Source organism: Sphingorhabdus sp., assembly GCF_029865925.1.
GTDB lineage: Bacteria > Pseudomonadota > Alphaproteobacteria > Sphingomonadales > Sphingomonadaceae > Sphingorhabdus_B.
This window is the reverse complement of sequence record NZ_JARXAI010000016.1, coordinates 15,064-29,392: the sequence shown is the minus strand read 5'-3', so window position 1 is coordinate 29,392 and position 14,329 is coordinate 15,064. Positions and strand designations below refer to the sequence as shown.

Here is a 14,329-nt window from a genome sequence, read left to right as displayed (position 1 = left end):
CCCCGCACGCGTGCGTGTGCAACCGAAGAATGCGGCATAAAAATCCAGGCTATTTTTTCCCATATAGCCGACAAGTTGGCCGGCCTGTGCGCCTTCGCCTAACAGAAAATGGGCGGAGCGGTTGGCGAGCCGATCAAACTCGGCGAAGCTAACGGTCCGCCCCATCGTTTTGAATGCAGTGCGTTCCGGGTCGTGCCGCGCCCAATAATCGGGATAATCGCCCAGCGTTCGGATTTCAGGATAAGGCCACATTAATCAACACCCTTTGAAATTTGGGACACACAGTGCACTGGGGAGCTTTCGGAGACCTTTATCGCCGCTTCACATATTTCGGAGCATAGAAAAGGGTTAATCGGATTACCTTTGCCTGGGTTGGTAAGCGTCAGCCGATCCCATTCGTTTATGACGGATATGAACAATGTTGTAAGGGACATTCATATTTCCTTTTGATGAATCGATTTACTAAACGCAGATGGCCGAGTCAATTCACTCTTGCTGCTATTGACTCGAACCCCACTTCAGGCTGAGAATCGCTCCAATCCGGGATCATGATAGCCTTGACGGCAGTCGGAAGTTACTCTACCTCAAGAATGTTTCGTGAATACTCCGGTAAACGTATTTACTATATATCATCGGCGCAGGAGGGAATGCGGTGAAAATCATACAGGACAACATAAAAAGGCGGTTACTCTTCCTCGGCAAGGCGTTTACCGACCAGCGATCATGTAAGCGCGATTATGACGTAATCTTCGACCGCTGCTGTTAATACCTTGTTCGCGCATCTGAACTGGCCCACCCCTAAATCGAGTGCCACCCGACGGTGCGGAAACCAGCTGCTCAGTGCAATCCTAACCGCCTCTTGCTTGAAATCGCCCGTATGTTTGATCGCCATGATTGGTCTCCTTCAGGGAGTTATAGAATCTCAAGTGATCGGAACCAAACCGTTGCAAGTCTAATACTGATATTTTAGTTTCACCGAATGAGACAGATGCGAGTTTTTTGGGCTAAGGAAGGGTATCTCGTGACAATTTTATTGAGGCATTATCTGAAACGTTCAGTTTGATGAAATGGGCCGGAATGGCCTTCGATTATTTCCCACCTTCGCGTCCCGTGTTTCGCGCGATTTAGATGCAAACCAGGGTGAACCTATGATTACAGCTGCAGATTACAAATTTCATGAGCGGGATAGCACCGACGACACTTGGACCGAAACCGTCTTCCAGATCTTTTCGGTTCCGGAACTCGGCATCAGCGGAAATATCTATGTGCTCACCCGCCCAAATTTGGGGGTTTGCCATTGCTCAATCGAGATCCATCAGGGATTGTGTATGCATCCATGGCAGCTTCACCATAATGACTCGCAGATGCATATGCGCTGCCCGGAGGATTTTTCTGACTTCACCCTTCCCAACGGCCTGACCTTCAAAGCGCACTCGGAGCGCGAGCAAGAGTGGAGTTATAAATCTCGCGATGGACTTTGTTCGCTGGAGTTGAAGTCTTCCGCGGTTTGTGATCCCACTGACGCTCGCGATCCCAATCAAGTTCCTCAAGCGAGCAATAGTGAAGTAAAAGGGTATGCTGGCTGGAATAATGGCCACCTCGAAGGCAAAAGCCGAGTCGTCGGGACACTAAAGCTGCGAGGCAAGAGCTACACGATTGATTGTGTTGAAGGGGTCAACAAGAGTTGGGGTCCACGGAATGATTGGGGCAACAAGGGCGCGAGTTGGATCCACGTTGATCTTGGTGAGGACCTTACTGCGTTTCTTGTGCTCGATCTCGACATTGAGGGGCGTCAGGTTCGATATGGTTCGCTGAAATACGGATATGTTCTCGTGGGCGGTGAGCGCCGTCCGCTCCTGTCCGGCGAAATGACGGCCACCCGATCTGACATGCTCGTAACCAGCGCCAAGGTCTGCTTTGAAGACGATCAAGGCGATGTTTATGAGGCTGTTGGCCAGACCATTGCCGCAGGCCCATGGTATAATTTCAATCCCTCCAGTGTGGGCTATCAGTGTCTGTTGCGATGGACATCCGGAGACCGGGTAGGGCACAGCCATATCGCTGACTTTGTTGGGCAATATTATCTTTCGCTCAGCATGGCCGACGACCTCTATGATTGAGAAAGCAGATGACGATGGGTGAATATGAGATAATCAATGAAGGACAACGCCAGCGGCCGAACGATGCGATAATCGCGCAAATCCGCGACCGATATCCCACCGAGCCAGAAATCGACCGGGTCTTGACCACCAAGATGAAACGTCGCCAAGCGGGCAAATGTTTCGAGGCCGCAACTCTGAACCAGTTAGTCGAAGGTACATCAAATTTAATTTCCGATCGTCTTGGTCGACCGGTGAAGATATCTAACGCCAAATGGTTGTCTGGCGGAGCCTCGAAGATTCAGATGAAGTTTGAACTCGATTGGACCGAGCCGGATGGTGAGGAGCGTACCGACGTGCTGGTTCTGCGAATGGAGCCTGCGGCCTCGGTCACCGAGTCCAGTCGCACACGCGAATTCGAAGTTATCAATGCGGTAAATGGGATCATTCCCGCGCCGCGCGCCTTTTGGGTTGATCCAGATGGCAGTTTTCTTCCTTATCCCGCAATGGTTTATGCGTTTGCGTCGGGCTCCGCAAAGCCATCCTATGATGCCGGCAAGGTTTCCGGATTGGGTCAAAATTATGGACCGAAACTGCGTGCCCAATTGGCGCCGCAATTTGTTGGCCTGCTGGCTAAGCTGCATACGATTGATGTGGCATGCATAGACGGCATGAAGCATTTTGACCGACCAACCGTAGGAAGCAACCAGTCCATAATCCGGCAGGTCAATTCGATGCGGCGTATTTGGGAAGAAGATCGGATCGAGGAAGAACCGATCATGGAAATCATCTATCGCTGGTTGATCGCAAATGCACCGCCTCTGGACCATGTTTCAATCGTTCACGGTGATTACCGCAGTGGCAATTTTCTCTTCGACGAGGAACAGGGTAAGATAACAGCCTGGCTCGATTGGGAAGGTGCCTCGTTAGGCGATCGGCATCAGGACCTGACCTATGCCATTATGCCGTCATTTGCCCATCTCGCGGAGGATGAAGCGACCCTTCTGGGATCGGGAATGATGGCAGAGAATGACCTCTATGCCGCTTACGAAAAGGCGTCCGGCCTAACCGTCGATCCGGTGCGGATCGCCTATTTCAATATCTACAATCGCTATCTGATCGCGATATTGACCTTGGCAGCGTCCGCACGAGCTTCACGAAGCCGCGGCACGCATCAGGACGTTCTGGTGAATTATGTTGTTGGGCTTGGCTATCCCGCCTTGGCTGACCTTCGCGATTATTACTTGGGAGTTGTGACATGATCCGGGATTTTGATGCTCAGCTACAGGTTGTCCTCACTGCCTTGCAGGACATTGTCGCACCGGCCCTTTCCGGAGCGGACAATCATGTGATCGAGCAGTTGATGCTCTCAATCGCGACGATAGGTTTCGTAAAGGCGCGGCTACCTGAAGCCCGCCGTTTCTATCGCATGGACCTTCGAAGTTGGATCGATTTATCGAAAGACGCGGCTCAGATTGTTAGTGTGCCAGATGATATGGCAAAAGCGATAGCCGCTGGTGTTGGCGTGTTGACCGACCCTGAGGCGGACAGCGCTGATATCGAAGCCATTAGCCGCCAATTGCGCGATCACGTCACAGCTCTGTCCGCTGCCGCTGTCGGCCAACCTTATCAGGCGGATCTCGAGGCGGTCATCCTTGAGAAACTTGGCGTGCTGATCGCGCAAAATCGACAATGGACCGCTTCATTCGGTTTTGAATTACAGCCAGAAAACTTACCCTTGGCGGCTTGGTAACCGACACCCGACTTTCTGTTCATCTCACAATTCGGCAGTTCTGCCCAATTGACGCCTCCAATCAATACCAGAATAGCCAGCATCACCAAGCTATTGGGGAGAGCCAAAGGCTGTATTAAAGAGCGGCCAAAGCCAGAGCCCAAAAGAGTTCGCCCGTATATTCGTCATATGTAACGAATATACGGGCGCTCATTCGATATCGCCTCTCCGAGGCGACAATCAATTCGTTTTAGACAGTGCGATCAAAAATTGAACCGTATATTGACCATGTACGTTCTAGGATCACCTGGTACCGCAGTATTGAACTGGAACAATTCTCCCAGCGCGACGCCACCCACATAGTAGGTCTTGTCGAAGACGTTTTTGACCAATGCTGCAACTGTCCAGCCCGCGGAAAGATGCTTTAGTGCCAAACGCAAATTGGCAACCTCATATGATGGCAGGACAGTGCCTTGGTTCAGGTTGCCGGTAGAACTGAAAGAGGTCGACGTCTGCTTATATAAGTCGGCGCGCAACGATGCTTCCATGTCTTCGCCGACTGGAGCAGTCAGGACGCCGAATACCGAACCCGACCATTTAGGCGCATCTGGATATGTTCCGAAAGCGACTGGCGCCCCACCTGCAACAGATACTTTGTTATCCGTAAATTTAGCATCAGTGTAAGACAGCGAAGCACCCAAGCTCAGCCAATCTGAAGGCTCAACCGTACCGTCAAACTCCAAACCCCTGACCTTCGCCTTCGGTACATTGACCGTAATTGCCGCCGGCGAGCCGCCAACAAGCGTATAGGCCACCCGCTGCGCATCTTGGATCCAGTTTTGATAGACCGCGCCATTGAAGGTGAACCGGGTCGAACCGGAACCGCTTAACTTGAAACCAAATTCAGCGTCAGTCACCGTCTCTACGTCATAGCCATTGCCGCCCACGGTCCCAAGGCCTGGTCGCGGCCGAACCACTCCGTTGTAACCGCCGTTGCGATAACTCCGGCGGGTAACCGCGTAAAGCAGCAGGTCAGAATTGACCTGATCCTGTACCCCCAATGTCCAACTGAGATTGTTGTAAGTCTTACTTTGATTTGGCTTGTAAGTAGCCTGAACTGCTGCTGAATCGTCAAATGAAAGATCATCGGGCAGCATTTGGATTCGCAGTTTCTCGCTGGTGTAGCGCAGGCCTGCCGTCACTGCCAGACCCTCTACGCCGGTAGCACCAGACAGGTCATATGTGCCTTGTGCATAGCCAGCGTAAGTTTTGCTACCCGTCTTTGAGGTATTAATCTGCAGTTGGCGAATAAGCGGAAAGTTGAATAAATCACTACCTGTTATGTTGCGGTTAGTTTCCGACGAGAAATATACGCCGGTAACATACTCAAGTTGACCACCTGCTGCTTCGCCCAGCAATTGAAGCTCGTTCGAAAATTGCTCGGTTTTATCGCGTTTTCCAATAATTCCGTTATCATCGATCCCATAAGGGATCCCATCAATATCTCCGAAGACATCGTTTATCAGACTGGTATAGCCTAAAACATTCTTGATCTTCGCATCGGAGCCTACGTCTATCGTAGTGATGTTCGAGACAACCAGATTGCGGCCCTTATATGAGTTGGGGCCATCTGATTCTACTAAGTACGGACCGCGAGCTAACTGCGTCTTGATATATGATTTGATACCGCCCCGATCAAGGCGCGGATTTGCTGCGGCATAAGAAGCCGCCGCTCCGGCGACTGGTCCTTGGCCAGTAAAGGCACCTATGAGGAAATTGAAAGTTCCGGCATCACCAAAGTTGGTGAGCAGGGTAACCGGCACAGCGCCTGTAGGATAGATACTGTAGATCCCGCCGATAGAGTTGTTGCCACCTGAATGGAGGTAATCGACAACGATGTCATTCTCGACCGTGTCGGACAACTTCGTGTAAAGGCTGAACCGTGCGCCGAAGCGATCGACATTGCCGGCACGCTCGTTCTTGAAAAGATTTAACTGATAGCCATCTCGCTGTTGGTAAAACCCGGAAACACGAGCGAGAACTCGATCCTCCGCCAACGGAACATTAATAGCGCCCTCGACTTGGCGCAGATCGTAGTTACCAACCCGGGCATCGATATAAACGCCAAGCTCGTTCTTTGGTTTTACAGAAGTGAACAGAACTGCTCCACCAGTGGCGTTGCGGCCGAACAATGTGCCCTGAGGGCCCTTTAACACCTGGACCGACTGAAGATCATAAAAAGCCGAACTACCGCCGGCTCCGCCCACCTGTATTTCATTGAAATATGGCAGAACGCCAGGGCGGGTATTGCTGAAAGCGTCAAGGTTCTGACCGCGAATAGCATAATTGAGCTGGTTCGAGTTTTGAGACGCGCGCACAATCAAGCCCGGTGTAGTAGTCTGCAGATCGCTTTCGCTAGTGATGGATCGCTCAGCCAAGGCTTCGCCGCCGATTACTGAAACTGCAACCGGCGTTTCTTGCAAGCTTTCCTCGCGGCGCTGCGCGGTCACAATAATAACATCGTCCTGCTCATCGCGGGTGGCTTCTTCCGAATCCTGCGCCTGGGCGAACGCTGTGTGCGGCACCAGCGACGCCGCTGCAACTGTAACAAGCAGCGTTTTATACAGAAAATTGTTAATCATAGACCATTCCCCCTTGAGCCCTGGTTTAAAGATCCAAGGTTATCTCTCAAAAAGGTAAACCACTTTATAAACTAAAAATCAATAACTGATATGCATTTTGTGCGATATTTTTTAACTGTCGCTCTTTTGCCACTCGTTAGACATGGTTATATCTATCCCAATCTTCAGCCTCCGTTTTGACGAGTGCCCGTAATCGGAAGCTTTGAAGTGGGTCTATATGCATGGAAACAGCATGGCGGGCCAGGTTGCAATCATTCGCGAAGCTGCGCAAAAGTCGAGTTGATCTATACTTAAAACGCCTAGAATGACTGACTTTACTGGCACAGCCGAGCATTTTTGCGATCAAATAGTTTTATCTTACAGCGCCGCCTTGGCTAAGAACTCGGCACACCGTTCGCCGATCATAATGCATGCGGCGTTAGTATTTCCTGATGTGATAGCTGGCATAATCGACCCGTCTGCGATCCGCAATCGGCCGATCCCATGCACTCGCAGGTCGGAATCGACGACAGCGCTCCCATCGGTCACCGCACCCATACGGCATGTGCCGATATGATGATATCCAGTGCTCGCTGTTTCCCGGACATAGGCAATCAATGCTTCATCGCTTTCATCGGCTAGATTAGGCTGTAGCTCTCTATTGCCAAGACGCCGCATCGGTTCCGCGGCGCAGATCCTGCCAATCAAGCGCAGGCCGTCTACAGCAGTTTGCATATCGCGATCGGTTGAAAAGTAGTTTGGAGATATCGTCGGTGCGTTCCGGACATCGCTTGAGGATATGCGCACAGTGCCCCGGCTCTCTGGCCGGTTTTGATAAAACGCCACTTGGAAGCTCGATTCAGGAAGCAATTCTCCAGAGTAGCTATTGGCCTCAAAGGGCATGAAGAACATCTGAATGTCGGGATCATCAAGCCCTGGACGTGTACGCGCAAAGCCGCCTGCCAGTGCAGCACCGACTGCCAGCGGGCCTTTGCGCGTGGCTATATAGCGCAAGCCAGCGATACCTTGCGACACCGGGCTCGACATCATTTTGTTGAATGTGTGCGGACTATTTGTCGTAAAGGTTCGCTTGGTGGTAATATGATCAATCATATTGCTGCCTACGCCCGCCAGATCGTGCACCACGGCTATGCCCAAGTCCCGAAGCAGGTCCGCCGGACCTATTCCGGAAAGCTGCAGTAACTGCGGAGTGGCAAACGAACCGGCCGACAGGATGATTTCGCGCCGCGCTGTCCCCCGCTGAACTGTGTCGCCACGTTGAAACAGGACACCGGTCGCGTCTCGCCCAGAAAATTCGACCCTTGAAACCAACGCTTCGGTTAGAATAGTTAAGTTTGGTCGCTTCCGCGCAGTATCCAGAAATGCCTTGGCTGTGGACGACCGCCTGCCGCGCCACGTCGTCGTCTGGTAATAACCTGCCCCCTCGACTTCACGCTGACAAAAATCATTTCGGCGCGGTATGCCGACGCTTACAGCAGCGTCCAGAAATGCGTCAGCCAGCGGGTTTTGCCAGCCAGCGGTCTCGACCCCGAGCGGGCCGTCTTGCCCATGAAATTCGTCCGGACCTCCGGCATAGCGCTCACTTCGGCAGAAATACGGCAGTACTTCATCAAAGGACCAGCCGCGGGCTCCCATCTGCCCCCAAATGGCATAGTCTGAAGGTATGCCCCGCACGTAGATCATTCCATTTACCGAACTTGAACCTCCTAAAACCTTGCCCCGCAGCGCCGATATCTTGCGGCCATTAAGGTGTTCTTCGGGTTCAGTTTCAAGATGCCACATGAATTTCGGATCTGCCAGCACGCGGGCAAAGCCTATGGGAATATCGATCCAACGTCCGCTGTCTGCAGGTCCAGCTTCGAGCAATAGAACATTGTTGGCGGGATCTTCGCTCAATCTTGCGGCAACCACCGCGCCGCCCGATCCGCCACCTACAACGATATAGTCATAGTCCGTTGACTCGTAATCCATTAGTCTCTTTCCCATCGCTTCGTCCCGGGTCAAGCCCGACCGCGATCCAATAACAACTCATACACTTTTCGTATATCCCCTATTTGATTTTCGTATATCCCTTATTTGATTGTCAATGATTATTGGCCCATAGCTAGCTTGCAGCGACATAGGAGACCGTAAAGATGTATAAGTTGGTGAACGCCGGTCCAAGCCCGTATGGCCGCAAAGTAGCAGTCGCCCTTCACGAGAAAGGACTGCCGTTCGAGACAATCTACGATTTACCATGGGCTGAAGCAACCGAGACGCGGCGCCACAGCCCACTGGAGCAATTGCCGATATTGCTGAGGGACAATGGTGAGGCCATATACGATTCAAGCTTCATTCTGGATTGGCTGGAATGGTTTCACCCAGAAACCGCGTTGCTTCCCGGCCCTCTTGAGGACCGTGTGCAGGCGAGACGGTTGCAAGTTCTGGGCGAACGGTTGATGGAGGTCGCGCAGGCGATGATTTTCGAGCATCATCGTCCGGCACCCGCGCAAGCAGTCATAGAGCGGCAGGAGCGAAAATTGAATAGCGGCTTAGCTGCAGCGGAAGAACTGGTGGCAAATAGTGTTATTGAAGGCGATCGACCGCACCTTGGCGAGATCGCATTAGCAACGACCGTGCTGGCGTGGGAATTTGTTATCGAACAAGGGATGATCCCTAAATTACCAGCGCTAGTTTGGTCGTCACGCTTCTCCAACATCGCAAAACTTGTTCGCCGCTTAGAATGCAGGGAATCGTTTGAGAGAAGTCGCCCAAAGCCAATGACAGTCGATTTCGATACTGAACTAAAATAGGAATTAAGGAACCGTGAGCGGTTAAAGTATGAGCAGCCTCCGAGGCGCTCACTACTATATTATCGGACAGCCTCCAAGCGCCAGTATGTTCATCCTCATCAGAAGACCCGAAAATCTTTAAACTCAACAAGACGCTTTTGTCGCAAGCTCTTATTTTTTATCAATCCGACTCGTCGTCAAGTGCCCCCTACTGCGGGCGCTGCCTCGTTAGTCAGTGCAACCAGCGCTTCGTTGAAAAAAAGATATATAGAACGCTGCGTCGGCAAACATAATTATGAGACAGCCTCCAGCTGAGGTGCAGCGAAGTCGGTGAGTATGCCCACGAGGTAACTGTGAATTGGAACCGACCTGCAGTATGACTGGCCTTTTCCCATTCATCTGCGCCAGCGGGCACCCAGCAGCACTGCAAATTCTCGCTCGGGTTGGGCACTGAGTAGTCTGGCGTTATCCGCACCATTAGTGTGGACGGGCAAGCTTCCAATTTACCGCGCTGAGCCAGAATATGCACAACTGAATTTCTGATTTTTGCTCATGAGTGTCGTTGACATGGGATAAAAAATTGCATACCAGATATGTGACAATTGGAGATAAAAATGGCAACAGTACTTAAGCATGATGTCGCAGCGGCGCCCGACGTTCCTGCGGACAAGAGCGCACTGAAGGACTTCTTTGTGGTTTCGGCCGATGGTCATGTAAATGAGCCCAACGACGTATGGTCGGCGAGGGTTGAGCCACGCTTTCGCGAGCGGCTGCCGCACGTCAAGGTCGACGAAAAGGGACGTAAGTGGTTCGTCGCGGAGGGTATTCGGCCGTCGATGATCCGTGAGGCGCCGCGAGACCTCTCGGTTCCTGTCGATGAATTCATCAAGGATGCTGGCAATGAAATGTATCGCCCGTCGCTCGACAAGACGAAGGGGGCAATGTTCCAAAACCAGGGCGGCTTCGGCGCCGACCGCTACAGGGACATGGACTATGACGGGGTTGACGTAGAGATAGTGTTTCCAAACAAGGGGCTAACCAACTGGCAGTCACCCGATCCCGAGTTAAACGTTGCTATGTGTGCGGCTTGGAATGACTGGGCCTTCGAAGCTTTTGGTGGCCACAGCCGCAGCTTCCCGTCGGCCTGCGTTGCGCCGGCAGATATCCCGGCCGCCGTGCGTGAGATTGAACGGTCGGCCGATCGCGGCTTCAAGTTCGTTATGATGCCGCCGCTGGTGAAGGGTGCAAGCTACAATCAATCCGTGTTCGATCCGTTGTGGGACGCGCTTTCCGAGACTGGGCTGCCCGTCACATTCCATGCTGGCACAGGTAAGGATCCCCGCACGGCCGGCGGCGATGGTGGGGCCATAATCAACTATGTTGTCCACGCAATGAACACCGTTTTGGAGCCCACAGTCCAGCTTTGTAGCTCCGGCGTATTCGACCGCTTCCCTAAGCTCAAATTTGCCACTATCGAGGCCGGCGCAGGCTGGCTTCCTTACGCCCTGTGGGCGATGGACCACGGCCAGAACTGCTTTGCTTTCTGGGTTTCACCGCAACTGAAGTACAAGCCGTCGGAATATTTCCGAATGCATGGCCATGCCAGTTTCGAAACTGATCCCGTTGGCATCGAGTTGTTGGACCGCGTTGGCGTAGACAATCTGCTCTGGGGTAATGACTATCCGCACATCGAGGGCTCTTGGCCGAACAGTGAAAAAGCGATCGCCTCGTGGTCCAAGAACCTTACCCAAGGGCAGATTGCCAAGATTGTCGGTCTTAACTCGGCCAAACTTTTCAACATTCCTATTCCCAGAAAATTTGCTGCGGCAGCCTAAGATATGACCGATGGACAAGATCGGGGGGGACCCCTCGCTGGAATAAGGGTTATTGAACTCGGTACAATGATCGCGGGGCCTGTGGCGGCCACTTTGTTGGGTGACTTTGGGGCCGAGGTAATAAAAATCGAGCCCCCCGGCGTTGGCGATCCGATCAGGCATTCTGGGCCATTTGTGGGCGAGGAAAGCCTCTACTGGAATGTTGAGGGGCGATCAAAACGCTCAGTCACCCTCGATCTGCGTCTACCTGAGGGACAGGACGTGCTCCGCGCGTTGGTGCTGCATGCAGACGTTTTGGTTGAAAACTTCCGCCCAGGCACCATGGAGCGTTGGGGGCTTGATTATACCCGCCTGCGCGAATGCAATCCGCGCCTGATTATGCTAAGTACTTCCGGCTTTGGGCAGACAGGGCCCAATGCCGCACGTCCTGCATATGACCGCATATCGCTTGCCTTTGCTGGGTTCCTGAACATGACGGGCTACGCGGACCGGGCACCGATCCGTCCAGGCACGGCCCTTGCAGACTATCAGGCCGCTTTGTTGGGGGCCTTCTCATTAATGATAGCGCTGTATGAACGCGATAGAGGGGGAGGCACTGGGCAGCAAATCGACTTATCACTGTTTGAGGCCGTCTTCCGCTTCACAGATGTGATGATCACGGCCTACGACAAGCTGGGAACCCCCCGCAACCGCTCGGGAAATCGGCACTTTGCGGCGTCGCCTGGAGATCACTACCTTACTGCAGATGACAAATATGTGGCCATGACAGTGGCCGCCAATAACGTCTTTAGGCGCCTGTGCGATGCCATCGGACGTACCGAGCTCGCGGATGATGAGCGGTTCTCCAGCCATATCAAGCGCGTTGAGAATTTCGATGCGATCAATGCCGTGATGATCGATTGGTTTCTTGAGAGGTCGGCGCAAGAGGCTGCTGCCGCGTTAGAGGCGTTCGGCGTTCCCCACAGCCTGATCTTCACGCCCGCTGATATTGCGGTTGACCCGCACTACGCTGCGCGTGGCGCTATTGCAGAGCTTAATCATCCAGTGATCGGTAAACTGCGCCTGCCTGCCATTCAGCCTCATTTTAGCAATGGCCCCGCGCCTGAAATGCGTCCAGCACCAGCTCTGGGTGCCGATACCGATGCAGTCCTTGCCGACATTCTCGGCATGTCTGCCGATGCAATTGCTTCCCTGCGTGCTTGCGGGGCGGCTTGATGACCATTCCCGCGGACGGGCTGCCATTAAAATCTAATGCAGGCCTCGATCTTTTAGAAGGCGTCGTTGTACTCGACCTAACGGGATCGGTTGCCGGCCCCTATGCAGGGCAATTGCTGGGAGATCTGGGCGCCACCGTGATTAAGGTGGAGCGGCCGGGCGCGGGCGACGATTGTAGGGCATGGGGTCCGCCTTTCTTGGGCGGAGAATCTCTTTGGTACCTGAGCGTTAACCGCAACAAGCTCGCCGTGACCCTAAACATCACGGACCCGTCGGGCCACGCGACCCTGTTGAAGATGGTTGAGAAGGCCGACATCGTTCTTGTCAATGTGACTGGCCGGGTGCAGCGCAAACTCGCCATCGACCATACCGCCCTATCTGCCGCCAATCCGGCCTTGATCCATGTCTCGATTACCGGCTATGGGCTAGCTGGCGAAAGGGCGGAGATGCCCTGCTATGACCTTATCGCTGAAGGCTATTCCGGTGTGATGGACATGACCGGCGAGCCCGATGGTCCACCGCAGAAGGTAGGAACGCCGGCTGCTGATTTGCTGGCCGGCGAAGATGCCGCACTGGCAGCGCTTGCCGCGATGGTTCGCCGCCAACGGACGGGTAAAGGCGCGGCGATCGACATTTCGCTGGTCGAAAGCATGACGCGCTTCATGGCTCCGCGGTTGATGCCGCACTTGGGGTCCGGCGAACCTGTGCGCCGTTCTGGTGGGCGTGACAGCGTGATCGCAATCTATCAGCCCTTTGAGACGGCTGATCTGCCGCTTACATTAGGCCTCGGCAATGACGGTATCTGGCAACGGTTTTGGGACGCTCTGGGGGATGCCGAATTCGCCAAGAACCCTGACTATGCAACGAACGCCCTGCGCCGCCAGCACCGCGCGGACATTGTCAACGTGATCGCAGGCCGCCTCGTTGAGCGTCCGCGCGATGAATGGCTCGCCCTCTTCACGACCGCCCGCGTTCCAGCAGGTCCAATCTACAGACTGGACGAAATCGGCGCCGATGTGGCGCTGTGCCGTCGCGGTTTTCTCTACGCGCTGGACCGAGACGGCTTGCGCGTGCCGCAAGTCGGGCTGGGCATCCAGTTCGATGGCCAGAGCGAGGCCGCAAACCATCCGCCGCCGCGCATGGGCGAAGACAACGCAGCTGTGCTTGGTGACTGGCTGGGCCTTGCATCTAGCGAAATTGAAGCAATGTCACGTACAGGCATAATCTGAAGGAGCATCCGATGAAATACCAAGAAATTCTTTACAGCGAAGACGGGCCAATCGGAACGCTTACCCTCAACCGCCCCCATGACGGGAATATGTTCACCGAAACAATGTGCCATGAAATTCGCGACTGCATCAATGAAGTGCGCCGCGAAACCCGCACGCGGGTGCTCGTAATAACGGGCGCTGGGGACAAGTTCTTCTGCATCGGTGGGCGCAAAGACGGCATGCAGGATTCGCGGTTGTACGCCGGCGTGCTGCCAACGCTGGAAATGTATGAAAGCATTGATCGCCTTCAGAAGCCCGTTGTCGCCTGCGTCAACGGGTTTGCAGTTGGTGGTGGCAACGTATTGCAGATGGTCTGCGATTTGACCATCGCCAAGGAAAGCGCCGTGTTCCGTCAAGTCGGTCCAATGATGGGCAGTTTCGATGCCGGCTATGGCACATGGTATCTTGAAGACCTAATCGGCAAGAAGCGGGCGAAGGATATGTGGTTCCGCAACCCCAAGCTCTCGGCAAAGGAAGCTGAGGCGATCGGGTTGATCAACCAGGTCGTACCTGACGCAGACTTATCCGAGGCCACACGGGCTTATGCCTTGGAAATCGCTGATCGCGGTGCGTTTGCCCTTGCCAGCATTAAGGCAGCCTTCGGGGCACGCCATGGCGGCGTAAGCGGACTTTCCCGGGTTTCCCACGACTTGCTGCTGCCGGGCTATCTGCGAAGCGAAGAGGCAAAGGAACTGTCCGCGTCGTTCGCGGAGCGGCGGAAGCCGGACAGTTCGAAGTTCGGCCGCTAGACACAGGACAGGCGC

General features: G+C 53.8%; 12 protein-coding genes. 8 read left to right on the top strand and 4 right to left on the bottom strand.

The window, feature by feature from the left end:
* Positions 1-252, bottom strand: a 252-nt coding sequence (locus tag QE270_RS01355; RefSeq protein WP_300034090.1) for an AMP-binding protein, incomplete at its 3' end; no start/stop codon positions are given.
* A gap of 469 nt (positions 253-721) precedes the next feature.
* On the bottom strand, positions 722-892 hold the full coding sequence (locus QE270_RS01350) for a hypothetical protein (protein ID WP_300034088.1): 171 nt from the start codon (positions 890-892) through the stop codon (positions 722-724).
* Between the two features lie 256 nt (positions 893-1,148).
* Here QE270_RS01350 and QE270_RS01345 point away from each other — a divergent pair, with 256 nt between their 5' ends.
* From QE270_RS01345 to QE270_RS01335, 3 genes are read left to right on the top strand one after another with little or no spacing between them, the layout of a single operon-like run.
* Complete coding sequence (locus QE270_RS01345; RefSeq protein WP_300034086.1) at positions 1,149-2,120, top strand: hypothetical protein; 972 nt, start codon at positions 1,149-1,151, stop codon at positions 2,118-2,120.
* Between the two features lie 14 nt (positions 2,121-2,134).
* Entirely contained in the window at positions 2,135-3,361 is a 1,227-nt protein-coding gene (locus QE270_RS01340) for a phosphotransferase family protein (RefSeq protein WP_300034084.1), read from the top strand.
* The gene (locus tag QE270_RS01335) at positions 3,358-3,852 is read left to right on the top strand and encodes a hypothetical protein (RefSeq protein ID WP_300034082.1); all 495 of its coding nucleotides are present in this window, start codon (positions 3,358-3,360) and stop codon (positions 3,850-3,852) included. Before QE270_RS01340 ends, QE270_RS01335 begins: the two co-directional genes overlap by 4 nt.
* A 242-nt stretch (positions 3,853-4,094) precedes the next feature.
* Here the strand turns inward: QE270_RS01335 and QE270_RS01330 are convergent, their stop codons facing one another.
* The gene (locus QE270_RS01330) at positions 4,095-6,473 is read right to left on the bottom strand and encodes a TonB-dependent receptor plug domain-containing protein (RefSeq protein WP_300034080.1); all 2,379 of its coding nucleotides are present in this window, start codon (positions 6,471-6,473) and stop codon (positions 4,095-4,097) included.
* A gap of 357 nt (positions 6,474-6,830) precedes the next feature.
* Positions 6,831-8,444: a GMC family oxidoreductase N-terminal domain-containing protein gene (locus QE270_RS01325; protein WP_300034078.1), complete on the bottom strand. Its 1,614-nt coding sequence runs from the start codon at positions 8,442-8,444 to the stop codon at positions 6,831-6,833.
* 164 nt (positions 8,445-8,608) lie between these two features.
* Between QE270_RS01325 and QE270_RS01320 the strand changes: the two genes are divergently transcribed.
* From QE270_RS01320 to QE270_RS01300, 5 genes are all read left to right on the top strand, one after another.
* A complete protein-coding gene (locus QE270_RS01320; RefSeq protein WP_300034076.1) occupies positions 8,609-9,265 on the top strand; it encodes a glutathione S-transferase N-terminal domain-containing protein in 657 nt (218 codons plus the stop codon).
* 593 nt (positions 9,266-9,858) lie between these two features.
* On the top strand, positions 9,859-11,079 hold the full coding sequence (locus QE270_RS01315) for an amidohydrolase family protein (RefSeq protein WP_300034074.1): 1,221 nt from the start codon (positions 9,859-9,861) through the stop codon (positions 11,077-11,079).
* Between the two features lie 3 nt (positions 11,080-11,082).
* Positions 11,083-12,294 carry a CaiB/BaiF CoA-transferase family protein gene (locus QE270_RS01310; protein ID WP_300034072.1) on the top strand — a complete coding sequence of 404 codons (1,212 nt, stop codon included), beginning with the start codon at positions 11,083-11,085 and terminating at the stop codon, positions 12,292-12,294.
* A complete protein-coding gene (locus QE270_RS01305; RefSeq protein ID WP_300034070.1) occupies positions 12,294-13,523 on the top strand; it encodes a CoA transferase in 1,230 nt (409 codons plus the stop codon). Before QE270_RS01310 ends, QE270_RS01305 begins: the two co-directional genes overlap by 1 nt.
* A gap of 11 nt (positions 13,524-13,534) precedes the next feature.
* Entirely contained in the window at positions 13,535-14,314 is a 780-nt protein-coding gene (locus QE270_RS01300; protein WP_300034067.1) for an enoyl-CoA hydratase-related protein, read from the top strand.
* Positions 14,315-14,329: the final 15 nt, after the last annotated feature.